A 22,858-nucleotide genomic window follows, 5' to 3' on the forward strand; every position below is an offset into this window, starting at 1 on the left:
TAAAAGGTGATGCAATGCATGATTTAGAGTACAGGATGTTCATTAACGAGCTGCAGCATCTGAACAGCGAATATTTATACTGTGAAAACCCTAAGATTAAAAAGATGATACTGTCCGATATCCTTCTGTTGCTTTCTGTCCTTCCTGCATATTTGTAGCAGGCTAACAGATCCTCTCGACCATTTCCCACGTACAAATAAAAATAAATAAAACCCTTTCTAAAGATATTAGGTTTGCCAATCTAAAAAAAAATGGTGTACCTCCGTCTACAGGGAAATAAACAAGCATTATAGGCGACAGTCCTTTACTCCAAAAATGTAAATGGACTGTCGCCTATTTCATTGTATTACTGCTGTCATTCATAACGATTAAGCATTTTTCTAAAGAAGTTATCTAATGCAAGCGTGATTTCTCTCTCATTAGTTATACTGATAGACATATCCTGACCAATACTTTGAAGCTGCTCTAGCTCAGCATCCATAAATCCCCTGAGAGTATTTAACTCATGCTCTTGTTTCTTCCCGCTTATTTTCTCCTTTAAAAGAAGGTTTACTTCGGTGAGTAGTTCTGCAGAAATTTCAACATCCTCTAACAGCTGCATCATATCATTTGGTGGCATTTGTTTCCTCTGGTGAATCCAGTTGCAGGCAAGAATGGATTTTAAGGAATAATAATAAATTTTAGGATTTTTTTGTTTGTGTTTGTAAGCTAGATAATTTTTTTTCGCAAGTTGCAGATGATGATAAAACGCACTTTTCGCATTAAAAGATGCTTTAAATAATTGCAATAACTCTTGTGCAAATCCTGGTACTTCCTGATAAACGATCTTTGACTGCAGCCACTCTGAAAGAGATATATTTGATTTCCGTAAAAGTCTTAAAGTTTTTGCAAGATCCCACCCGCTAATATCAAGCCTGTCTTCCTGCACTTCTATTGTGTCCTTCTTCTGATCGAGTGACAAATACCAATCCTTTTCATGCATATATATAAATCGCACATCATAATCACTATTAGAATTAGACACACCTTGTGAACGGCTGCCGGCTTCTATTGCATATAGAATTGTAACAGCATGACTTCTTTCAATCTCCACTAGCTTAGAAATGATCACATCATTCATATGTCTTGCCATCCTTTGCAGACATCTACCCATGCTTTACCATTACCAAATTCGTACAATTCGTCACAAGATAACTCTATTGCTGAATTGCTGCTGCCGCATGCAGGGAAAACAGTGCCAAACCGCTTTAATGATTCATCAAGATAAACGTTCATCTCTGTCGTCAATCCAAATGGGCAAACGCCACCAACCATATGACCGGTTTTCTCAAATACTTCCTCTGCTGAAAGCATGCGCGGCTTTTCCTCAAATATCGATTTAAATTTCTTATTATCTATTTTAGCGTCTCCTGCCGTGACAATCAGAACTCCCTCTTCCCCCTTGCGGAATGATAAAGTTTTTGCGATTCTTGCCGGCTCTACCTGTAAAGTTTCCGCTGCCTCAAGGACCGTCGCACTTGATGTTGCAAATTCCATAATGTCTTTTTCCTTTTCCCATTTGGCAAAGTGTGTAACGACATTTTCTAATGACATATTAAGCCTCCAAAATATTTTCATTTATCAATAAATTCAAATATACCATCCTCTCCCCCTTTTATACAAACAACAAACCTATATAATAAAAAAGGACGCAGCTTACTTTAAGCCCCGACCTTTGCCTATTTGTTTTTGATTATAAAGTTATGTAAATATTTTCACACTCTTTTGCTGTTTGCTCCTCATAAAAGCAGTGGAGCCTAAATCTGCCAACATGAGTAGATTACACCAGGTTTACGGACAATCCTCAGGCTGTCTAAAATACAAATGACTGAATAATTCTTTCTCTATTTAACGAATGGTGCGCATCCCTTTGAAAGCAGAGCAGTTGCATCTTGTTTTGTTGATTCCTACTTTGCCTACCATCAGCTTTCATTCTCCTTCTGCTTTGGCACAGAGCAGTCTTGCCAACATATTCAAATCTGCTGATTGCTTTATCTACTGCCAAAACACTGACCTCCTATATCTCCTTATACTAGGAGGTAACTCATCCTATTACAGGCAAGCGCGATTATTTAGTTATTGCACTATCTTTACAATCCAAGAACCTCCTTAAAGTCTTTAAAGCCAATAACATAGCTAAGAATGATAATTGATCCCATAAACATAATAAAAAAAGCTCCTTGTAAATAGGTCATCATTTGCTTTCGTTTTTCTTTTTTCATTTTCTCACTCCTCTTTTTGCATATGTTTTCCAATTGCATTTTTGTCTATGCGACTAATCTAAATTCTTCAAGTTATTAATAATTTATGGAAAGAGAGCAATAATAATAAAATCTCAAAGAAAATGGCTGTTTTAGCGCATATAAAGCTATATTTTAGGCTTTTCATTTACTAAGGACGATAATGAGCATCTGACTTACTAAACTACACGAATGGTGAGTGAACATGATATTCCTTATTCAAGGTATGGCAACATCTTCAGATATTATGGAAGCGAAAAAGCTTCTCGTTGAACTGACTATCGATCATTGGCTTTATCATGATTTGTTTTCAATACAGTGGTGGATTCTTGTCAGTGCAACCATAATCCCTTATTTTATTTGGTGGAAACTAGTTAATAAAAAGCGGTTTTACGAAATTTTTACATACGGGCTACTTTGCGGCTGTTTTTCAATTGTTTTGGACATTATCGGCACAGAAATGTTGCTGTGGAGCTATCCTGATAAGCTCCTTCCATGGATCCCTCCATTAATTCCTGCCGATTTGGTAATGATTCCAATAACCGCCATGCTCGTATATCAGTATACAAATAAGTGGCAGACTTTTATTATTGGCACAATCCTTTGGGCAGCATTGTTTTCTTATATTTTCGAGCCGCTATTTGTGGAATGGGATATGTTTGTGCTTGGTGACTACTGGAAACACTCTTACTCCTTTATTGGCTTCATCCTCCTAGGCATTGTATTAAGAGTGATATTTAAAGGAATAAAGCTTGGACTAATGCACAGCTTAAAGGACACCACATAGTTAAGTGCATATATTCATTTTTTCCGTGGCATCTTATATGGGAGGTGATTACTCTTGGAAAACAATAAACAAATTCAAAAAGAAGAATTAACGAAGAAACTGGCAGCTCAGCAGGCAGCTTTAGGTGTAGATTTGGATGAACAAGAAATCAATGGATTATGGGGCATGCTAGAAACGCAAGAAGAGGATGACTTGCACCACAAGGAGAATAATAAATAATACTAAAGAAACAGGAGTTCTTGTCATTGACAATAGGAACTCTTGTTTTTTTCTATCCCTTTTCTTTCGCTTTTAGAAGGGTTTATACTGTGTTATAAAGAATAGTAAGTAAGGAAAAGGTTTTCTAAGAATTAATATGAATAGGAGCATATGTATTACATGTCTAAATTAAAACTATACTTTGTCCGTCATGGAGAAACTCAATACAATATCGAAAAAAGAATGCAGGGATTTTGTGATTCCCCCCTCACTGATAGAGGGATTCAGCAAGCTAAAGCAGTTGGCGCAGGGCTTGCTTCGATTGATTTTGAAGCTGTTTATGCAAGTGAAAGTCAACGGGTGCAGGATACTGCTAAATTCGCATTAGGCGAAAAAGCACTGCCAATTAAAACAGATGCTCGTTTAAAGGAAATGAATTTTGGTGTCTTGGAATCATTGTTACAGGAAGAAATTATCTCCGAGCACGGCAATATATTGGAAAAAATCTTTTCCATGTCTGATATTGATTTCAAAGTTCCAAAAGGAGAGTCTTTTACCGATTTATTAACAAGAACAAAATCAGCTGTTGATGAAATAATCGCCACACATAAGGAGAAAGGCGGAAACATACTGATTTTCTCTCATGGTGTCACTATCGGATACTTGATTATGTCACTTGCAAAAATGGATACATTTCCGCATCATGATAATTGCTGTGTTTCCATTATTTCCTATGAAAATGGTGAAATCTCAGTCGAAAAGGCTGCAGATCCCTCTTTCCGAGACAGAGGCATGGAATTGCTTTCATCAACAAAATAACTACTTATTGGCCAGCATTTATTTGCTGGCCTATTTGAGGTTTTCTAATTGCTGGTTGAGAAGTTCTGCTACTTTTTTAAAATAAGCTTCCTCATGTGGAACAAAGCTGTTTTTGCCAACTTTACGTTCTTCCTCGCTAACTACTATTCCGTTTCGCCAAGGATAAATGAGCAATTCATTCCTTTCTGCCATACAAAATTGATAAAAGGCAGTAAACTCAGATACAACAATGTCAGAGACTTCCGTTTCCTGCAACTGAAAAGAAATATCTTTATTCACTATATACAAATAAACATGGCTAAATTCATTATCTATTAACTGGTTTGTATGGATGATATTCTTCACTAGTCCAAGCTTAAATAGCTTGTCCACCTCGATCGCCGGTAGCCCCAATTCCTCCTGCAGCTCTCTTATCCCATCTTCTGATGTTTCCATTGCCAATAAATGGCCTGCTGCCGTTATATCCAGTAGTGCCGGGTAATCCTTTTTGCTTTTGCTTCGTTTTTGTAGAAACACATAATAATTGCCGCTCGTTTTTGTGATAAGCCAGAAATGAACGGTTTCATGCCAGAGGCCTTCTGCATGGATTTTTGTTCTCGCTGCTTTTCCAATAGGATTAAATTGTTCATCAAATACTTTTAACAGTTCTTCTTCCATCACATACGCTTCCAATCTTCACACTTTTTGCCTCTATTATATCATTGATTTCCATTTATTTACTAGCTAGAATATAAGTAGTAAATAACCAGGAGGTCTTCTATGAAAAATAGCTGGAAACAAGAAATGTATTCTGTACTGAAATGCATTCTTTTTGCCTTTATCCTTGTTCTTGTCTGCAGGAATTTCTTCTTTACCCCAAGTGTTGTTCATGGTGAAAGCATGTCTCCCACTTTCGAGGATGGCAACAAAATTATTCTCAGCAAAATTGGCGATATCAAACGCTTTGACATGATTGTATTTCATGCACCAGACAGCGATAATAATTACATAAAAAGAGTGATTGGAGTTCCAGGTGATACGATTTCTGTTAAGGATGACATATTGTATGTGAATGGCAAAGCCTTCGAAGAGCCTTATTTAACAGAAAACAAAAAAGAGGCTTCTACCATTAAGCTCACTGGCGACTTTACGCTACAAGAGAGAACAGGTGAAACAACTGTTCCAAAGCACAGTTTGTTTGTTTTAGGTGATAATCGTTTATACAGTAAAGACAGCAGAATCTTTGGTTTAGTAAACAAAAACTCTGTCATCGGCAAAGTTGTCTTTCGCATTTATCCACTTAATGAAATTGGACTTCCATAACTAAAGGGAAGAGGTTCGCCCTTCCCTTTTTACATATTTAATTTTCCCATTGCTTCAAGGACGGCATGCTCAATTTCTTCATAGCTCGTGCACCTGCAAATATTAGATGACAGCCATTCCCGAATCATTTCTTTATCTGCGTTCGGAACCTTTGTTAGTGCATGTGCATTTATAATAAACCCTGGTGTGCAGTAGCCGCATTGGAAGGCAAACTGCTCGATAAAGGCTTTTTGGATTGGCGCTTCAAACAAACCCTCAACGGTAATAACTTCTTTATCAATAGTCTCGACTGCAAGCATTAAACATGATTTCATTGGCTCATTGTCAACAAGGACCGTACATGCCCCACAATCACCGTTTAAACAGCCTGGCTTGCTCCCTGTTAAATGCAAATCTTCTCGTAAAACTATCAGCAAGGTTTTGTTCGGGATAACAGCCACTTGTTTTTCTTCCCCATTAACGAAGAGCTTTATCAGCGTTTTTTTTGCTGGAATATGCATGCTACACCCTCTCCAAGCTCACTAAGATTTCCTCAAGCAGATTCCTTAATACAAATAGGCGGTACTCCTTTGATCCTTCTACGTCATCAAGGATTTCACCAGGAACTGCAGCAATCGCCCTGTTAAGCTTTTCCTCTTCCCTTAACCCTGTTTCATTAAGCGCAGCCTCCATTTGTATGGAGCGGAATGGGAAGGCACATAGTCCGCTTAAGGCTACCCGGATGTGATTGTCTATCTTTAAAGCTGCCGCTGTTATAAGCGGATACCCTGTATCCCATTGCTGTCTTTTCTTTCGGGCTATATATGGAGCATGCAAATATTTGTCCTCAATGAATGCCTGGACAAATATCTCTCCATCATCCAAAAGCATCTTTTCATTAAACTTTGAGGTTATATGATTCATATTGATGTCCTGCCCAACTGCAGTGACAACAAGACTGTCTGTCAGAAGGAGCGGAAGAACAGCTTCCCTGTAAAAGATGTTTCCGCATATATTTCCTCCAAACGTTATCTTGTTTCGTGCTGTCCTGTCAGCCACCTCTTTTGCCACCTCTGTTAACAGAGGGAACTGATTTTTCGTCTGAATCTCTGTTAGCGTGACTGCAGCACCAATTGCAAAATAGCCTTCAACGATATCATGAATTCTGACTGCATCGATAGCCTTTATATCAATAGCCGTGTCCAAGCTGATTTCCTGTAGTCGAAAAAGGGTTATGATTTCCGTTCCTCCACCAAAATAAAGAGGCTTTCCTCCTTCAACCTGCACCTTTCTAAAAAGCTCTGTCGCCTCAAGCAAACGAGTTGGTTTATAATAATCATAAATCATCTTTGTCCAACTCCTTTTTGCTTCTCCAAATTTCCTCCGGAATCAACGGCAGTCGTGTTAACTCTACCCCAGCTGCTAGTGATAATGCATTAGCCAAGGCGGCAGGTATTCCAATAAGCCCATGCTCGCCAGCACCTCTTGCACCATATGGAGCTTCTAAATGCGGTGTTTTCACAAAGTCGGCGATGTATTCAGGATGCTCACCAAATCGAATCGGTCTGTATGTCCGCAGCTGATGATTGAGGACTTTGCCGTTTTCATCAAAGTAAAAACCCTCCCTTGCAGCCCATGACAGCCCCATGCTCATTGCTCCCTTTACTTGTCCTACAGCTGCCTTATAATTTAATATTTCGCCAATATCCATAACAGTTATAGCCTTTCTTATTCTGTACGTAAAATCCTTCGTATTGAAATCGACCTCCACCCCATGTGCACCAACAGCCCATTCAGGGCCTGGATTGCCTTCACCTGTTTCCGGGTCAAGGTTAGTTAATCCTCTCAGTATATATTTGCCTCTTGCGACAATCTGTCCGCCGATCGCATTCCCATTTGGATACACATAACCATAAACAATATCCTTAAATGGCACAAAGGCAGCAGGATCATCGCGTAAATACACCCGCTTATAGCCAACTTCAAGATCCTCAACAGGGACTCGCATTACTGTAGAACCAAGCGACTTTATTTGGTTAATGGCATCATCTGCTGCAGCAAGAACGGCCCTTCCCGCCATTAATGTTCCCCTGCTCGCTACTGTCTTCCAGTGCTCTGGTTCTGTTTGAGTATCCACTGTCATGCGAACATAAATATCATTAATATCCATCTTCATCTTTTCTGCTAGTATTTGTGCTAGCACTGTTTTTGTACCAGTTCCAACCTCGACCAAACCAGACATAAGGTTGATGCTGCCATCAGAATTGAAGGTTAACACAACGCCTGAACCGGCGTCTGGACCAATCGTTGAATTTTTCCAGCTGCAGCTAACGCCTTTTACTCTTAGCACATGCTCATCAATTCTTTCAACCATTCCATTTTCCCAGTTAAACAGCGGCCTCAGCTTGTTTATACATGCTTCCACATTGCCAACATTGCTTTTATTTAAAACAACTCTTGTCGGTGTTTGGTCACCTGGATGGATTGCATTTATTTGTCTAAAATGAAGTGGGTCCATATTCAGTTTCTTTGCCATCATTTCCATTGATCGTTCAAAAGCAAAATGAACTTCACCGTGGCTGAAGCCGCGAAATGGGGCAGCATATGGATGATTGGTGTACACGCATAAGCTGTCGCAGAATACATTTTCTAATTTATACGGTCCTGTACAGTCAACTGCTCCTGCTGTTGTCAAATGCGGAGATTTATCTGCATATGCACCTCCATCGAAAATATATTCTAGCTCAGCAGCCGTTAATTTACCGTCAGAGGAACAGCCAAGCTTAACCTTCGCATGAAGACCGATATGGACTGGTGACACAAGAAGATCATCTTCTCTTGTATTGACTATTTTCACAAGCCTTCCGCCAACTGCCCTGCTTGCAAGATAAGCAAATATTTCAAGCTGTACAGAGGCTTTGCCGCCATAGCCTCCCCCAACAAACGGGGTTTTGACAATTATCTTGCCTGTGGGGATATGAAAGTCTCTGCTCAGAATCTTTTTCACCATATATGGTGCCTGTGAGCTTGTTGTTATCAGCACCTCACCGTCTTTCATTATTTCACAAGTAGCACTTCTTGTTTCCATTGCACTATGGTCTGCTATTGGCAAAAAGTATGTTGCGTCCACAATCACAGCAGAATCTGACCAGCCTTTTTCCATATTGCCTTTACGGATTTTGGTTTTGTTGATGATATTTGTTCCTGTTACTGGATAAATGCCTGGATCTTTATCATATTCATTTATCCGTTCATGTAAGATAGGAGCTTCCTTTTGCATTGCCTGTATTGGTGAGTTAACGACAGGCAGCACCTCATACTTTATTTCAAGCAGCTCCTCAGCTGTTTGGGCAGCATCATATGAATCAGCAACAATTAGTGCGACTATCTCGCCAATATAGCGGACCTTTGTGTGTGCTATAGGAGGTCTATCTCGAACCTCCTCCCCAACATATGGCAAGCCTTTGCCCAAAATCACTGCCCGCACCCCTTTTTGCTGCAGTGCTTTTGTTTCATCAATTTTAAGAATATTTGCATGTGCATACTTGCTTTTAACAAGTCTTACAAATAGCGCTTCTCCAGTCGTACTATCAGCAGTATAGTGGGCATAGCCTGTTACCTTGCTTTTTGACTCCTTCCGCACCACGCTTTTTCCAATTATATGCAAGTACAAAAACCTCCTCCGAGAAAACAGGATTCTTCGATATTCGTTGTTTCTAGTCTTTTATGTATATGAACAATATCCTAAAAAAATTAATGCAAACGCCAATTTTTAGTCATACAGGCTATCAGTGGTTAATATTGACGTTCATGTAATTTTGCTATAATATATGGCTGTACATGATAGCTTTAACAAAGCTAAGAGGTTCATAGCAGATACCCTCTATAAAAAACTATGGATACAGGTGAACAACTGCCATGTCCATAACTTAGGATGTGGCTTTTTATTTTGTAAAAAACAGCCATATCTATAGATTGCTATTCTCAGATGTAACGATCAAATGAAATGGAGAGATGGAAATGTCAGGCAGAAAACACGAAGAAGGTCTTGAGGATTTAACATTGCTCGGGAACCAAGGAACTACCTATCTATATGAGTACAACCCAGAAATATTGGAGTCTGTTGATAACCTGCATGTGAACAGAGATTATTTTGTTAAATTCAACTGTCCAGAATTTACTAGCTTGTGTCAATAGGGGCACACTTCAGTGGTGACACTGTCGCTTAAACCTCGTGAACTCAGGGAAGGAAGGATATTCTAATCCTGAGCCAAGCCTCTAATATGTTAGAGGAAGGTGCAGAGACTATCGAAACCATGCAGATTAAGAATCGGGTAAAAGTATTAGTTTGCAGAAGGGAGTAGAGTACATCCATAAATTTGGGTGGAAGCGCGAGGATGCTTATATTCGACCGAAAGAATATATGTATATGATATAGTCCACCTGCAAATTTTGCAGTGCCAATTACTGGACAACCGGATTTTGCTACAATGTATATTAGCTATATTCCGGATAAAAAAATCGTTGAAAGTAAATCTTTAAAGCTATACTTGTTTAGCTTCCGTAATCACGGTGATTTCCACGAAGACTGTGTGAATATCATCATGAATGATCTTATTAAATTATTAGATCCTAGATATGTGGAAGTATGGGGTAAATTCACACCAAGAGGCGGCCTATCAATCGATCCTTATTGCAATTATGGTAAGCCAGGAACTAAGTTTGAAGAAATGGCTGCACACCGTCTTATGAACCATGATCTATATCCAGAGAAAGTGGACAATAGATAATTGTAAAGAGTTTGTGAGATAACTATTTAAGACTAGCTTAACACTGAACGATTCAATCGATTACGATTAATTGTTCAGTGTTTTTTTGTTTAATGCAATAATAGAAATAGTGGACTGGAGCGATAGCCAGTCCACTGTTCACTACTAGGAAATAGAAACTAATCCCCGCAGAAAGCGCGAGGACAAGCCGCATAAAACGGACTAATCTTACAACCAGTCTCTATTTATAATAATTTCCTGGTCCAGGATAAAGTTAGTTGAAATAAAGCATTACTCGTCGTCTAAGCCTTTTATTATTTCCATCCTTTACGATCGCAAACGCTTGTTATATGACCGAGGTGGTGTTTACCATGCCAAGCATAAATCCCAATATTTCTTTTCAGTCCAACCTCTCCTGACTCTGGATGAACAAACGTCTTATTTAATTGTTCTTGTGACAATGACCGCAGTAATGAAACAAGACGGGCATGCAAGGAGTCAAGGAGCTGCAGGGAAACTTCCACAGCTATTTGCGAATCAGGCAGGCTTGCCCATTTGTCCTCAGCATAAGGCTTTATCACTGGATTTTCTTCTGTTAAAGCAAGCTTAAATCTTGTGTAGGCATTAATATGGCTATCGGCAACATGATGGACTACCTGGCGTATCGTCCATCCCCCGTCACGGTAAGGAGTATCCAGCTGCTCTTCAGACAAGCCAGTCACAGCTTCTCTCAGCTTGGCAGGCAATTGTTCTAAATCATGTAACCATGAAGCAAGCACATCCTCTGTAAACTCATCCTCCCATTCAAACTGTCCAATTGGGTATCTTAAATCTGTCATTTCCCTGTTCCTCCCTATGTTTGCTTCTCCGTTATATATGTCTTTATACTCGGTGGTTGATATGTATGAAACCTGTCAAGCATGACTGCAGGATTCTCTTCCACAATTGCAATACTTCTGTATTTTTCTTGAAGGAATTCAGCATCTGCCATATGATTAATAAGATTCACTAAGGGATCATAATAATGATTCGTATTCAATATACCGCACGGCTTTTGGTGGAGGCCGAGTTGAGCCCATGTGAAAATTTCAAAAAACTCTTCCATTGTTCCTGCACCGCCAGGCAATGTGATGAATCCATCAGCTAACTCCGTCATTTTTGCCTTTCGTTCGTGCATCGAATGAACCGTAATCAATTCCGTCAAACCTTTATAAGCAATTTCTTTATTTTCGAGGAATTGCGGAAGCACTCCCGTTACTGTTCCTCCTTCCTCCAAGACAGCACTAGCAATGCTGCCCATCAAGCCTATACTGGAACCACCATATACTAACCCAATCTTTCTTCTGGCAAGTTCTTTCCCCAATTCTCTTGCTGCATCCATATAAATAGGAGAACTGCCTGTGCTTGAACCACAAAAAACGGCTATTCTTTTCACTATAAATCCCCCTTGTAATAAATGCCATATATACCTTCTTTTATTATAAAATGTTCTGCTTCATTTAGGAACCAAGATTGCTAATTTTACAAAAAACGTTCATTTTTTACATAAAGACGGTCCTCCTTACAAAGCCTATGGAGGAATGGATACTTGATTATAAATGAGTCCCATTATTTTATAATGAAAAAGGAGTCGTTTTACATGCTCACATTTGTCATAAGATGCGGCTTGATTCTTTTATCATGGTCGACTGTCTTTTTATTGCCGAAATCATCCTTCCGTAAGTTCTTGCCAGTAACAATCTTCTCAACTGCTGTCCTTCTTGTGGAAGATATGATAGGAAGAACCTATAAACTATGGAAGGTCAAAGGAGGAAAAAGAGGGGCGACTAATAATGCGTTAACCTTTATTTTCGGGCCTTTTTTTGTCGCTAATTTATGGACCTTCCATTTTGCGTACGGACGTTTTTGGGTATACACGATATTTAATTTGCTGGTTGATTTGATTTTTGCTTACCCGCTGCATTACTTTTTAGACAAGCTCGGTTTATATAAATTGAAAAAAGTAAAGCCAATATTTTTGTTTTACACTGCCTTTATATATTCTATGCTCAACTACGGTTTCCAAATGTTTTTTGATAAAAATTTTATTGTAAAAGAAAAAGACCATAAATAAGCAGCAAGAAAAATTCAACTTGCTGCTTTTTGTCATGATTAATGTATTAACGACTTTAATAAGTCAACATGTTCTCTGTCATTATTTAATATTTGGTGAACTAGATTCATGCTTTCATCATCGAGCTTATCTCTGACAAGCTGCTCAGACATTTTAATACCATATAAATTTTCTCCCTTTATTGCATGTTTAATGATGACTTCATCCCCTTTGTCAGGATCAAATATATTGCCAAGAATCGATTCTGCCTTGCCAATTATCCCCTCACTATCTACCGGTTCGCCGCCTAATTGAGAAATCCTCTCTGAAATACGATGAGCATTATTCGTATGATCTGTTAAAATGTCCGTAAAAGAGTTCTTTAAGGACATATCCTCTAGATTTTGAATAAAATGTTCATACGAATGTATCCCCATATATTGTCCCTGCAGAAATTTATTTAATGTTTTTATCGATTGATCTGTATTCACTGTTTTCACATCCATTTATTATTTTTTCACATTTTAGAATTTACCAGTTTACACTAAAATATAGCCTCTAGTTAGAATGCTCATTTTCTATTTTTTTCATGCTCTCTGTATTCTTGTCCATTCCCTCTCATGTAAATCATCATATGATGTTGTATACCTGATGAGCGGAGGTGAGAGACATGTCAAGAGGTTATGAAGAAAACGGTGGCGGGTACTCCAACAGCTTTGCACTAATCGTTGTTCTATTTATTCTATTAATCATCGTAGGTGCATCTTTCTTAGGCTAATACTCAAAAAGGAAAACGCCCTGGTCTTAAAAGACTAGGGCGTTTTCCTTTTACCATTAGGATTTCCATTCATCTGATTGTAATAGCGTTTGGGTGATTTCATCAAGTTCACTAAAACCTTGTTCCATAGCATAAGCTTTCACCAATTTACCAACTGCTGCAAACGAAAGCATACTAAAATCTCCCAACTTCATGTCATGCCAATACTTAATAAAGAAATCAACCGCAAGTTTATTGGGAAAGATGACCGTATTCCAAGAGTCTTTCTTAAATTTAATGCGCATTTCCTCGAGATATTGCTTCTCCGGTGCTAATTTGTGTGTAATAAGAAGCTGATCATCCTCTGAATAATGGTTTACTTTCTGCTGATCATGTCCAAGTAAGATGGCAGTACCTTGTTCATATCGTGCAAGCTTACAAGGTATCCCCATTTGCTTTAAAACTTTTCCGGATTTTTCTGATACATATTCCATTTGAAATGGCAGTTTGAATGAATGTTGCCTCACAGCCAATTGCCGAAAGAAAATGTCAATGCTTGTCGGATTTAAAAAAATCAGCCGTTTCCCTTTAAGAATTTTCTCCAAATTATCATCAGTTAATTTGAGTTCTGTCACTTTTAAGAGTGGAAAAGATACTGTCTTAGCGCCGCGTACCTGAAAAAAGGACTCCAGCTTGCTGCGCTGTTCTCCTCCTCTAGCAATGATAATATGTTTATTAATCATGTCAATCTCCTTATAACTACTACTTAACATTATATCAAGTCAAACACAGATTTAATTACCAAAGCAAATAAAAAAATCAGCCCCTTAGAGCTGATTTTGTTTCCATTAAGGTGCACGTTTTACCACCTCTACACTATCTACCTTATCACCAGCAAATGTGATATATACTTTATCCCCATTTTTCAAAGTTGTTTCCTCTTTCTTATCTAAAACGACAATATCTTTTTCATCATAGTTGTTGACTGCTGAAAAATGCTTACCATCAGGTGTTTTACTTATAATAGTTGCCGAAATTGTCTGTTTTGCTTCATCATTATCTTCAATAACCTTCCTGTTAGCTTCTGTGATTATTTCAGGTTCTTTATAAACTGACTCTGCTGTTGTTTTAGGAGTAGAGTTAGAGGATAAAGTGAGTACAGCTATTATGACTAATGCCGTAGAAATGCCTGCTACTGCGTAATAGGAACGATTGCTTTTCAAATTCATCCTTAAGACTCCTTTTTGTTCCTTAAATACCCGCTAAGGATTGGACTAAACAGGTTTGGGCATTTTTTGCGGAACAATTGGAGCCTTAGAACTTTTCACTGTATTTTTCGTATAGCATAAGGGATGTATGTGGTAGCCACTTACGCTTTTCAGGGTCTGCGTAATAATGCAAAAACGCTTGTTTTTCCTTTTCACTAAACGCCTTTGCAGCACTGAGATGGTCACTGCAAAACCAGTTCACCTTGTCTGGACTATCCCATGCACTAAACGGAAAAAGCTTGTCAGCACCGCGTACTTTACAAGCAAGACCCTCACATTTTTCTGCCTTAACCATCTCCATCAACCCCTCTAATGCAGCTTACTCTTTACCTTGTCTCACTTAAGAGAATATATGCAGTAAAGGGGGGGACTTGCTGAGAGATAAAAAAAGACTAAGCAAAAGATTGCCTCATTACTTGTTAGATTCTTTTACTTATTTTTCAAGATTTTTTAACAAGTTGTTTATATTCACCGCATAGAATGAAATTAAACTATTTTAAGGCGGGGGATTTATATGAAGCTTAAAAGCATCATTTGTTTTTTTAAAAGGAATCACAAGTATAGCTATTACTCAGACAAATGTGTGAGATGCGGCAAAGAAAAACAGCATTATTGACTAGTCAGATTACTCCCATTTTTAAACATCAAAGGCTTACAGTATATTTTGGACAAAATAAAAGAGGCATCCTTTGCAATGCCTCATTTCCCCATTAATTATATGTATTTTGTGTTCTAACTTTTAATTTTGTTTATAAGCCTCATTATTTGATTATCAAGCTCTTCATTTCTATCACGAAAATAATTAAAATCCTCTTCTAAGCCTATTAGCGTACATCTCAAGATTTTTTTATTAATCTTATTTTTTATGTTTATGAGTTTTTGAATATCTTTGATTATTTCGACTTTTTCACGCAGATACAGACTCCCCCAACCTCCTTCCCATATTATTATTAGATAAATGAGAAAAAAGGACAATAACAATTGCTCGACAATTATTGACAGCACTTAATTACGTTTCTTTCTTTTAGGTATTTTTACAGGGTAAAGTGTAAGTTATTTACTTTACTTACACTACTTAAAAACTACCTAGCTAATCAAAAATTACCTACTTTAAAAATATACGTATTATTCGCCCTTTTATAAGTGATGAGGTAAAATCATGTAGCTAGATACATTTCAGCATGGTCTTAAATTGGCCTATTTTTTTCAACTGTAAATATCGTCGTTTAATTATTTCATATTTGAAGGAATGAAATAATCTTCTTAAAGAGATAGCCAAAATTGATAGAAAATGAAGAAGTTTATGTACGAAAAAAAACAGATGGCACTCATCTGCTTTTTTTCAGGTTGTTCAATATTTTGCAAGAAATTGAATTAATTCCTCGTTAAATTTGTCTGGATGTGTCGCGTTAAATCCGTGTGGAGCTCCTTCAACAACGACTAACTCAGAGTTTGCCAGCATTTTGTGAGCAAGCTTACCACTTGCTTCTAATGGAACGACTCCATCTGCATCACCGTGAATAACTAATGTTGGCACAGTAATGCTGGCTAAGTCATTGCGGAAGTCTGTTCGCGCAAATGCGTCAATGCAATCAAGCGTGCCTTTTGGTGATGCAAATGCAGCAATATCACGGTTGTATAAACGGAGCGGTTCACTAACAAGGTCCTTGTTATCACCTGCTGTAAAGAAATTGTGTGTAAATTCTTCGAGGAATGCGATACGATCTGCTTTAACACCATTTTCAAATTCTGCGATTGTCGCGTCATCAAGGGCACCCTCTGGATGATCAGCTGATTTATACATGTACGGGGGAACAGCAGCAGCTAAAACAGCTTTTTCGATGCGCTCCTCTCCATATATACTAATGTAACGCACCACTTCTCCGCCACCCATGGAAAAACCTACAAGGGTTACTTCTTTAAGCTCCAGATGCTCTATTAAAGTGTGTAAATCTTTGGCTAATATATCATAGTCATATCCGTCATATGGTTGTGATGATTGACCAAAACCACGGCGATCATACGTAATTACGCGATATCCAGCATCAATTAACGCAGGAACTTGGGCTTCCCAAGAACGAGAGCTTAACGGCCACCCATGAATAAGAACAATTGGTTTTCCGCTTCCATGGTCCTCATAGTATATTTTTACTGGTTCATTATTTACTGTATCAACTGTTAGTTTTGGCATTTCTCCAACCTCCATTTATAAATTGTTTTTTAAACCAAACTTATGTTAAAGCATCTAATTTTCTTTACAAAAGCCAACATTACTGTACTATACCCAACAATTTTTCTCGGTAATCGTCTGATTTATATTCATACCATTCTATTACTATCATCAGCATTGCTTTTACCCACCTGGTAAAGCATTTTAAAAGCAATAACACATTTAAAAAAGATGCCTCCTTAAAAAGGAAAGCATCTCTATAGTAAAAACCTTTATCATAACTTTTTTAACTGTAAAACGGTTCTTTTTCAGTAGTAATGAGGGACTGAGTTGTTGATGTATGGACTTCTTCTAATAATGCTGGGTTTTCCATTAAAGAAAGACCATATGAAGGAATCATCTCTTTAATTTTCGGCCTCCACTCTTCGATATGCTGTGGGAAGCATTTGTCGAGTACCTCAAGCATGACCTGAACTGCTGTGGAAGCGCCTGGTGAAGCGCCAAGCAGTGCTGCAATGGAGCCGTCACCTGCTGTTATTACCTCTGTGCCGAACTGTAGCGTTCCCTTCCCAGCATCCGTGTCTTTAATTACTTGCACTCTTTGGCCAGCAACTACTAAATCCCAATCCTCCATCTTTGCATTCGGAATAAACTCACGCAGTTCTTCCATGCGCTGTTCCTTTGACAACATCACCTGCTGAATCAAATACTTAGTTAATCCCATATTTTTTGCACCCGCTGACAGCATGGTGAAAATATTATCTGGTTTTACAGACGTGATTAAATCAAACATAGAGCCAGTTTTCAAAAATTTCGGCGAAAAGCCAGCGAATGGTCCAAACAGCAGCGATTTTTTATTATCAATAAAGCGTGTATCCAAATGGGGCACGGACATTGGCGGTGCACCGACTTTAGCCTTTCCATATACTTTTGCGTGGTGCTGATTGACAATATCAGGATTCTTACACACCATGAAAATACCGCTAACTGGGAAGCCGCCAATATGCTTGCCTTCTGGAATACCTGATTTTTGCAGCAAATGCAAGCTTCCGCCTCCGCCTCCAATAAACACAAATTTTGCAGTATGGCGTTCAATCGTGTTTTTTTGCAGATTACGTACGGTCAGTTCCCATAAACCGTCCTTAGTCCGTTTTAAATCATGAACACTATGCTTATATTTAATTGTCACACCATTATCATCAAGATGGTTAAACAGCATGCGTGTTAATGCACCGAAGTTAACGTCTGTTCCTGAATCAATTTTCGTGGCTGCAATCGGTTCATTTCCATTGCGGCCATCCATGATAAGGGGAATCCAGTCCTGCAGTTTTTCTGGATTATCGGAAAATTCCATTCCTGCAAATAAGGGATTGTTTGACAGCGCTTTAAATCTTTTCCTTAAAAAACTAACATTTTCTTCGCCTTCAACTAAACTCATATGAGGTAATGGCATAATAAAATCCTTCGGGTTATGTATGCGCTTACTGTTAACGAGATAAGACCAAAACTGCATGGAAACTTGGAATTGTTCGTTAATATTAATTGCTTTGCTGATATCAATCGATCCGTCTGGTCTTTCAACAGTATAATTCAGCTCACATAACGCAGCATGCCCTGTCCCCGCATTATTCCATTCGTTTGAGCTTTCCTCTCCTGTGTTTGCAAGTTTCTCAAATACTGTAATCTTCCAGTCAGGCACTAATTCTTTCAGAAGTGTCCCCAATGTTGCACTCATGATTCCGGTACCAATTAAGAAAACATCTGTGTTAGTTTCTCTTTTGCTCATATTAACCTTCCCTTTACATTAGTGTATTCGCAGAAAGGATGCAGGCGCTCTTTATGAACACACCATTTCTGTCTTCGTTTTTTGATACTCTCATTAACTATTATAATTATTTACAAATAAAATTATCTACCATTATCTGATAATTATATACTATTTACAGCATTTAAAAAAGGATAAGTTCTCTTTGAACTTCTTTTATAAGTATAAATCCCCATTTAAAGCAGTTTTCGCCAGAAAAAAATCCACTTACAGCCTAAAGTTTAAGATGCAATATGTATACCCTCTTTCCACAATGTATGCAAAAAGAATGTATTTTATTAAAACCACATACATCTATTTAGAAAAAGCAATAAGAAAAACTCTTCGAGAATATTATTTCAAAAAAATAATTATCTTTAATAATATGTTATGAACCAAGAAGGTTTTTTCTGCTTTTCATAACTGACAACAGTAGCTAAACCGCTCCAATTCCCTATGTATGTCAGCCCTTCTTAGATTGTTTTTGCTCATGCATATAAATCTTAATAGCAAGGAATCTTAAACGCTATTTTGTTATGATAAACGATGCGTTAATGAAGAAAAGTAATATCTTGCTATATAAATTAAGAAGGCCACAGTCTTGTGACCTTCCTGATTTATTCTGTTCACTTTAGATGACACCTTGTTCAAGCATTGCATCTGCAACCTTTTTAAAGCCTGCTATATTTGCTCCGGCAACAAAATTCCCTGCCATCCCATATTCTTGGGCTGCTTGCATGCTTTTTGTATAAATGTCCTTCATAATAGCCTGTAATTTACTATCTACCTCTTCTTTTGTCCAAGCAACCCTAGCACTGTTTTGTGCCATTTCCAATGCAGAAACCGCAACACCCCCTGCATTAGCGGCTTTTGCTGGACCAAATAAAACGCTGTGTTCCATAAAGTAATCAACAGCACCTTGTGTAGAAGGCATATTTGCACCTTCGCCAACTGCTTTTACTCCATTTGATACAAGACGTTCTGCAGCAATCTTATCAATTTCATTTTGAGTTGCACTTGGTAATGCAATATCACAAGGAATCGACCAAATCCCTGTACAGCCTTCATGGTAAAGTGCCTCAGGATGAACATTTACATATTCAGAGATTCGCTTTGACTCTGTTTCCTTTAAGCGCTTAACAGTTTCCAAATTGATTCCATTACGATCATAAATATATCCGCTTGAATCACTGCATGCAACTACTTTTGCACCTAATTGCATCGCCTTTTCGATTGCATAAATAGAGACATTACCAGACCCGGAAACAACGACAGTGCTGCCATTAAAGCTTAAACCTTTACTTTGCAGCATTTCTTCTACAAAATAAACTAATCCATAGCCTGTTGCTTCTTTCCTGCCAAGGCTCCCGCCATAGCCAATTCCTTTTCCTGTCAGCACTCCCGCTTCAAATGCACCTTTAAGTTTTTTATATTGACCAAACATATAGCCGATTTCCCTTGCACCAACTCCAATATCACCTGCAGGCACATCAATATCAGGTCCGATATGTTTGCTTAGCTCTGTCATGAAGCTTTGACAAAAACGCATAATTTCCATATCTGATTTTCCTTTAGGATCGAAATCAGACCCGCCTTTGCCTCCGCCTATTGGCTGTCCTGTTAATGAATTTTTAAAGATTTGTTCAAAGCCGAGGAATTTAATGATGCTAGCATTAACAGTTGGATGAAATCTCAATCCACCTTTAAACGGCCCAATCGCACTATTGAACTGAACTCGGAATCCTCTGTTCACTTGAATAGTTCCATTATCATCAACCCATGGCACTCTAAAGCTGATCATACGCTCAGGCTCTACTATTCTATCTAACACTGCCTGTTTGATGTAAACAGGATTTTTTACAAGTACAGGAACTAAAGAATCCAACACCTCTTTAACTGCCTGGTGGAATTCAGCTTCATTTGGATTGCGATCTTGCACCAATTTATATAAACGATTCACATATTCTTCTGCATTCTCTCTATCTTTCATAACCGTATTTTCCAATGCTTCGACAACTTCCATAACAATTCAGCCCCTAAAAATAATTTAAAGTTTAGAAAATTCCTTTTCTTTCAAGTGGTTTCATTTTATAATTTTGTAATTGATAGTTCCAATACTAATTTCGGATGAAATTCATGCGTTAAACGCATTAGGAGAATGATAACCATGGAAATGCGACAAATTCAGTACTTTCTCGAAGTAGCAAAACGAGAGCATGTCACAGAGGCCGCAGATATATTACATGTTGCACAATCCTCTGTCAGCAGACAAATTTTTAACTTGGAAAATGAACTTGGCGTTGAGCTGTTTATACGAGAAGGCCGCAGTGTTAAGCTGACACCTTTAGGAAAAATCTTCTTTGAACGAATGAAGCAAGTGTGGAACATGATGGAGGACGCCAAACGAGAAGTGAAGGAATATTTAGATCCTGAAAAAGGCACGGTAAGGATTGCTTTTCCAATTAGTATGGCAGCGCATACTTTGCCATCGATAATCTATGCTTTCCGCACTAGATATCCGGAAGCCAAATTTCAAATGAGCAATGCTCTTTATTATGATTTAATCGACGGTGTTATAAACGGAAGCTTTAATTTAGCAATGATTGCCCCAATGCCAAATCAGGAAAAAGAGACGAAAATAAAAGGAGCAACGCTTTTCACCGAAAATATTGTCGCTTTAGTTCCTAATCATCATCACTTAGCTCAAAAATCGTCGATACGACTGCGTGATTTAAAGGATGAGCCTTTTTGTGTGCTCCCAGAGGGGTTTGTTTTTCGCGAACAAGTAATACAAGCTTGCAAAGAAGCGCAATTTTCACCACGGATTGCTTTCGAGGGCAAGGATATTGATGCACTTAAAGGTCTTGTGTCTGCAGGATTAGGTGTAGCATTAATGCCAGAAATGACTCTCGTTGATAACACCCCGCGTTCAACTGTCATTGTGCCTATTGTTGATACAAACTTAACGAGAACAGTCGGTGTCATCTATCCAACGCAACGGAAGCTGCTGCCGACAGAAGAATTATTCTATGATTTCCTGCTTGAAACATATGAACGGTTAAATGAATTTAAACAATAAAGAATGGATATGCGACTTAATTCTATTGTGAAATAGTTTGCCAGCGATAAATTTGGGTAAGAATAAAGTAATCCAAACGAAGAGGAGGCTTCACATTCATGAAAGCAGTCACTTATCAAGGTGCAAAAGATGTACAAGTTAAACAGGTGGCAGATCCTAAGCTACATAAAAAAGATGACATCATCGTCAGAATAACATCGACAGCTATTTGCGGCTCTGATTTGCATATTTACCAAGGTGCTGTACCAGCTGAAAAGGACTATGTAATTGGACATGAGCCAATGGGTATTATTGAAGAGGTTGGGTCTGAAGTAACGAAGGTAAAAAAAGGCGACCGAGTTGTCCTTCCTTTTAACATTTCTTGTGGCCATTGCTATTATTGCGAACATGAAATGGAAAGCCAATGTGATAATTCCAATCCAAATAAACAGCTCGCAGATACTGGCGCATACTTCGGATTTACAGAGCGATATGGCGACTATCAAGGTGGACAGGCAGAATTACTTCGTGTTCCTTACGGTAACTTTATGCCCTTTGTTATTCCAGAAAGCTGTGAATTAGAAGACGAAGCACTTCTATTTATGTCTGATGTTCTTCCAACTGCCTATTGGAGTGTGGAAAACGCTGGCGTAAAAAAAGGCGATACAGTCGTTGTATTAGGGAGTGGACCAGTGGGCTTAATGACCCAGAAATTCGCTTGGATGAAAGGCGCTAAGCGTGTTATCGCCGTTGATAATGTTCCTTACAGATTAAATCATGCCAAAAAGATGAACAAGGTCGAGCCAATTAATTTTGACGAGCATGAGGATGCTGGATATTTCATTAAAGAAATTACCGGCGGCGGTGCAGACGTCGTGATTGACTGTGTTGGCATGGATGGAAAAAAATCAACGATGGAAGCCATCGGACAAAAGCTAAAAATTCAAGGCGGAACTTTAAGTGCCATCCAAATCGGCCTGAACGCTGTACGCAAATTCGGCACAATTCAATTAACAGGCATTTACGGCTCCAAATACAATATGTTTCCACTCGGACAAATCTTTGAACGAAACATTACCGTAAAAGCAGGCCAAGCCCCAGTCATCCACTATATGCCAATGCTGTTCGACAAAATCACAAACGGAGAAATCGATCCAACAGAAATCATCACACACCGCGTATCACTTGATGACGCAAGTAATGCCTATAAAATGTTCAACGACCATGAAGATGAAGTGATTAAGGTTATTCTAAAGCCTTGATTGAGAGGAAGACTCGGCTGGTCGGCTGAGTCTTTTTTGTTAAAAAAACCATTTAAACTAACCACTGCTTTTACTAGTATATGGTACACTTTAACTCTACTTCCCTTTTTATTCTTTCGTACTGCCTTCGATAAGCTGGGAATAATATATTGAATCCATCTTTTCGGATAATCTATAAAGGGATTTATGTGGAAATTTCCTTTTGTATTTTCCTATATTAATATAGGTCTTTTAAATCATTCCATTAACAGCGGTATGTTATTTTAAAAGAAAGGTAGTACTATTTTCTCCTGCTGCTTTCTCATTGACGTTCA

25 protein-coding genes and 2 pseudogenes are annotated in these 22,858 nt (G+C 38.3%); 10 read left to right on the forward strand and 17 right to left on the reverse strand.

Annotated elements, in window-relative coordinates; all coding sequences use genetic code 11:
* Positions 1–355 precede the first annotated feature (355 nt).
* The 4 genes and pseudogenes from CEQ21_RS23705 to CEQ21_RS27320 form a co-directional block, all read right to left on the reverse strand.
* Positions 356–1,120, reverse strand: coding sequence for a nucleotidyltransferase domain-containing protein (locus CEQ21_RS23705; RefSeq protein WP_185766663.1), 765 nt, complete (start codon positions 1,118–1,120; stop codon positions 356–358).
* A complete protein-coding gene (locus CEQ21_RS23710) occupies positions 1,117–1,593 on the reverse strand; it encodes a YbaK/EbsC family protein (protein WP_185766664.1) in 477 nt (158 codons plus the stop codon). The genes CEQ21_RS23705 and CEQ21_RS23710 overlap by 4 nt, the downstream gene beginning before the upstream one ends.
* Before the next feature lie 139 nt (positions 1,594–1,732).
* A pseudogene (locus CEQ21_RS27435) lies at positions 1,733–2,010 on the reverse strand (hypothetical protein).
* Positions 2,011–2,129: 119 nt separating this feature from the next.
* Positions 2,130–2,261, reverse strand: a complete 132-nt coding sequence (locus CEQ21_RS27320) for a hypothetical protein (protein ID WP_259347222.1) — start codon at positions 2,259–2,261, stop codon at positions 2,130–2,132.
* Between the two features lie 223 nt (positions 2,262–2,484).
* On the opposite strand from CEQ21_RS27320, the gene CEQ21_RS23720 reads away from it, so the two are divergent.
* From CEQ21_RS23720 to CEQ21_RS23730, 3 genes are all read left to right on the forward strand, one after another.
* Positions 2,485–3,066: a CBO0543 family protein gene (locus tag CEQ21_RS23720; protein ID WP_185766666.1), complete on the forward strand. Its 582-nt coding sequence runs from the start codon at positions 2,485–2,487 to the stop codon at positions 3,064–3,066.
* A 54-nt stretch (positions 3,067–3,120) separates the two neighbouring features.
* Entirely contained in the window at positions 3,121–3,285 is a 165-nt protein-coding gene (locus CEQ21_RS23725) for a DUF4021 domain-containing protein (RefSeq protein ID WP_235907320.1), read from the forward strand.
* Between the two features lie 159 nt (positions 3,286–3,444).
* Positions 3,445–4,083: a histidine phosphatase family protein gene (locus CEQ21_RS23730; protein WP_185766667.1), complete on the forward strand. Its 639-nt coding sequence runs from the start codon at positions 3,445–3,447 to the stop codon at positions 4,081–4,083.
* A gap of 30 nt (positions 4,084–4,113) precedes the next feature.
* Here CEQ21_RS23730 and CEQ21_RS23735 read toward each other — a convergent pair whose 3' ends face one another.
* Positions 4,114–4,740, reverse strand: a complete 627-nt coding sequence (locus CEQ21_RS23735; protein WP_235907321.1) for an NUDIX hydrolase — start codon at positions 4,738–4,740, stop codon at positions 4,114–4,116.
* 102 nt (positions 4,741–4,842) lie between these two features.
* Between CEQ21_RS23735 and lepB the strand changes: the two genes are divergently transcribed.
* Positions 4,843–5,385 carry a signal peptidase I gene (lepB, locus tag CEQ21_RS23740; protein WP_185766669.1) on the forward strand — a complete coding sequence of 181 codons (543 nt, stop codon included), beginning with the start codon at positions 4,843–4,845 and terminating at the stop codon, positions 5,383–5,385.
* Between the two features lie 29 nt (positions 5,386–5,414).
* On the opposite strand, the gene CEQ21_RS23745 is transcribed toward lepB, so the two are convergent.
* The 3 genes from CEQ21_RS23745 to CEQ21_RS23755 are packed head-to-tail and all read right to left on the reverse strand — an operon-like array spanning position 5,415 to position 9,031.
* Positions 5,415–5,885: a (2Fe-2S)-binding protein gene (locus CEQ21_RS23745; RefSeq protein ID WP_185766670.1), complete on the reverse strand. Its 471-nt coding sequence runs from the start codon at positions 5,883–5,885 to the stop codon at positions 5,415–5,417.
* A gap of 1 nt (position 5,886) precedes the next feature.
* Positions 5,887–6,711, reverse strand: a complete 825-nt coding sequence (locus tag CEQ21_RS23750; RefSeq protein ID WP_185766671.1) for an FAD binding domain-containing protein — start codon at positions 6,709–6,711, stop codon at positions 5,887–5,889.
* A complete protein-coding gene (locus CEQ21_RS23755; protein ID WP_185766672.1) occupies positions 6,701–9,031 on the reverse strand; it encodes a xanthine dehydrogenase family protein molybdopterin-binding subunit in 2,331 nt (776 codons plus the stop codon). Before CEQ21_RS23755 ends, CEQ21_RS23750 begins: the two co-directional genes overlap by 11 nt.
* A 353-nt stretch (positions 9,032–9,384) precedes the next feature.
* Between CEQ21_RS23755 and CEQ21_RS23760 the strand changes: the two genes are divergently transcribed.
* Both CEQ21_RS23760 and queF read left to right on the forward strand, forming a co-directional pair.
* On the forward strand, positions 9,385–9,561 hold the full coding sequence (locus CEQ21_RS23760; RefSeq protein ID WP_375545205.1) for a tunnelling fold family protein: 177 nt from the start codon (positions 9,385–9,387) through the stop codon (positions 9,559–9,561).
* A gap of 263 nt (positions 9,562–9,824) precedes the next feature.
* A pseudogene (queF, locus tag CEQ21_RS23765) lies at positions 9,825–10,154 on the forward strand (preQ(1) synthase); the annotation flags it as partial.
* A gap of 293 nt (positions 10,155–10,447) precedes the next feature.
* Here the strand turns inward: queF and CEQ21_RS23770 are convergent.
* Both CEQ21_RS23770 and CEQ21_RS23775 read right to left on the reverse strand, forming a co-directional pair.
* Positions 10,448–10,972: a YfiT family bacillithiol transferase gene (locus CEQ21_RS23770; protein ID WP_185766673.1), complete on the reverse strand. Its 525-nt coding sequence runs from the start codon at positions 10,970–10,972 to the stop codon at positions 10,448–10,450.
* A gap of 14 nt (positions 10,973–10,986) precedes the next feature.
* A complete protein-coding gene (locus tag CEQ21_RS23775; protein WP_185766674.1) occupies positions 10,987–11,568 on the reverse strand; it encodes an LOG family protein in 582 nt (193 codons plus the stop codon).
* Positions 11,569–11,772: 204 nt separating this feature from the next.
* Between CEQ21_RS23775 and CEQ21_RS23780 the strand changes: the two genes are divergently transcribed.
* Positions 11,773–12,246 (forward strand): hypothetical protein, encoded by a 474-nt coding sequence (locus CEQ21_RS23780; protein ID WP_185766675.1) that lies wholly within the window; start codon positions 11,773–11,775, stop codon positions 12,244–12,246.
* 38 nt (positions 12,247–12,284) lie between these two features.
* Here the strand turns inward: CEQ21_RS23780 and CEQ21_RS23785 are convergent, their stop codons facing one another.
* A complete protein-coding gene (locus tag CEQ21_RS23785) occupies positions 12,285–12,716 on the reverse strand; it encodes a DUF2383 domain-containing protein (protein ID WP_235907322.1) in 432 nt (143 codons plus the stop codon).
* Positions 12,717–12,895: 179 nt separating this feature from the next.
* Between CEQ21_RS23785 and CEQ21_RS23790 the strand changes: the two genes are divergently transcribed.
* Positions 12,896–13,003, forward strand: a complete 108-nt coding sequence (locus CEQ21_RS23790; RefSeq protein WP_185766677.1) for a YjcZ family sporulation protein — start codon at positions 12,896–12,898, stop codon at positions 13,001–13,003.
* 56 nt (positions 13,004–13,059) lie between these two features.
* On the opposite strand, the gene CEQ21_RS23795 is transcribed toward CEQ21_RS23790, so the two are convergent.
* The 6 genes from CEQ21_RS23795 to gdhA form a co-directional block, all read right to left on the reverse strand.
* On the reverse strand, positions 13,060–13,725 hold the full coding sequence (locus CEQ21_RS23795) for a hypothetical protein (protein ID WP_185766678.1): 666 nt from the start codon (positions 13,723–13,725) through the stop codon (positions 13,060–13,062).
* A 105-nt stretch (positions 13,726–13,830) separates the two neighbouring features.
* Positions 13,831–14,211, reverse strand: a complete 381-nt coding sequence (locus CEQ21_RS23800; protein WP_185766679.1) for a hypothetical protein — start codon at positions 14,209–14,211, stop codon at positions 13,831–13,833.
* Between the two features lie 85 nt (positions 14,212–14,296).
* A complete protein-coding gene (locus tag CEQ21_RS23805) occupies positions 14,297–14,545 on the reverse strand; it encodes a hypothetical protein (protein WP_185766680.1) in 249 nt (82 codons plus the stop codon).
* A gap of 1,056 nt (positions 14,546–15,601) precedes the next feature.
* Positions 15,602–16,441 carry an alpha/beta fold hydrolase gene (locus CEQ21_RS23810; protein WP_185766681.1) on the reverse strand — a complete coding sequence of 280 codons (840 nt, stop codon included), beginning with the start codon at positions 16,439–16,441 and terminating at the stop codon, positions 15,602–15,604.
* Between the two features lie 265 nt (positions 16,442–16,706).
* Entirely contained in the window at positions 16,707–18,206 is a 1,500-nt protein-coding gene (locus CEQ21_RS23815; RefSeq protein WP_185766682.1) for a malate:quinone oxidoreductase, read from the reverse strand.
* A 649-nt stretch (positions 18,207–18,855) separates the two neighbouring features.
* A complete protein-coding gene (gene gdhA / locus CEQ21_RS23820; protein ID WP_185766683.1) occupies positions 18,856–20,247 on the reverse strand; it encodes an NADP-specific glutamate dehydrogenase in 1,392 nt (463 codons plus the stop codon).
* A gap of 144 nt (positions 20,248–20,391) precedes the next feature.
* Here gdhA and CEQ21_RS23825 point away from each other — a divergent pair, with 144 nt between their 5' ends.
* Together CEQ21_RS23825 and CEQ21_RS23830 are read left to right on the forward strand one after the other, a co-directional pair.
* Complete coding sequence (locus CEQ21_RS23825) at positions 20,392–21,303, forward strand: LysR family transcriptional regulator (protein WP_185766684.1); 912 nt, start codon at positions 20,392–20,394, stop codon at positions 21,301–21,303.
* 98 nt (positions 21,304–21,401) lie between these two features.
* Complete coding sequence (locus CEQ21_RS23830) at positions 21,402–22,544, forward strand: zinc-dependent alcohol dehydrogenase (protein WP_185766685.1); 1,143 nt, start codon at positions 21,402–21,404, stop codon at positions 22,542–22,544.
* Positions 22,545–22,858 lie beyond the last annotated feature (314 nt).

Origin of the sequence: Niallia circulans, from assembly GCF_007273535.1 — a bacterium.
GTDB lineage: Bacteria > Bacillota > Bacilli > Bacillales > Cytobacillaceae > Niallia > Niallia circulans_B.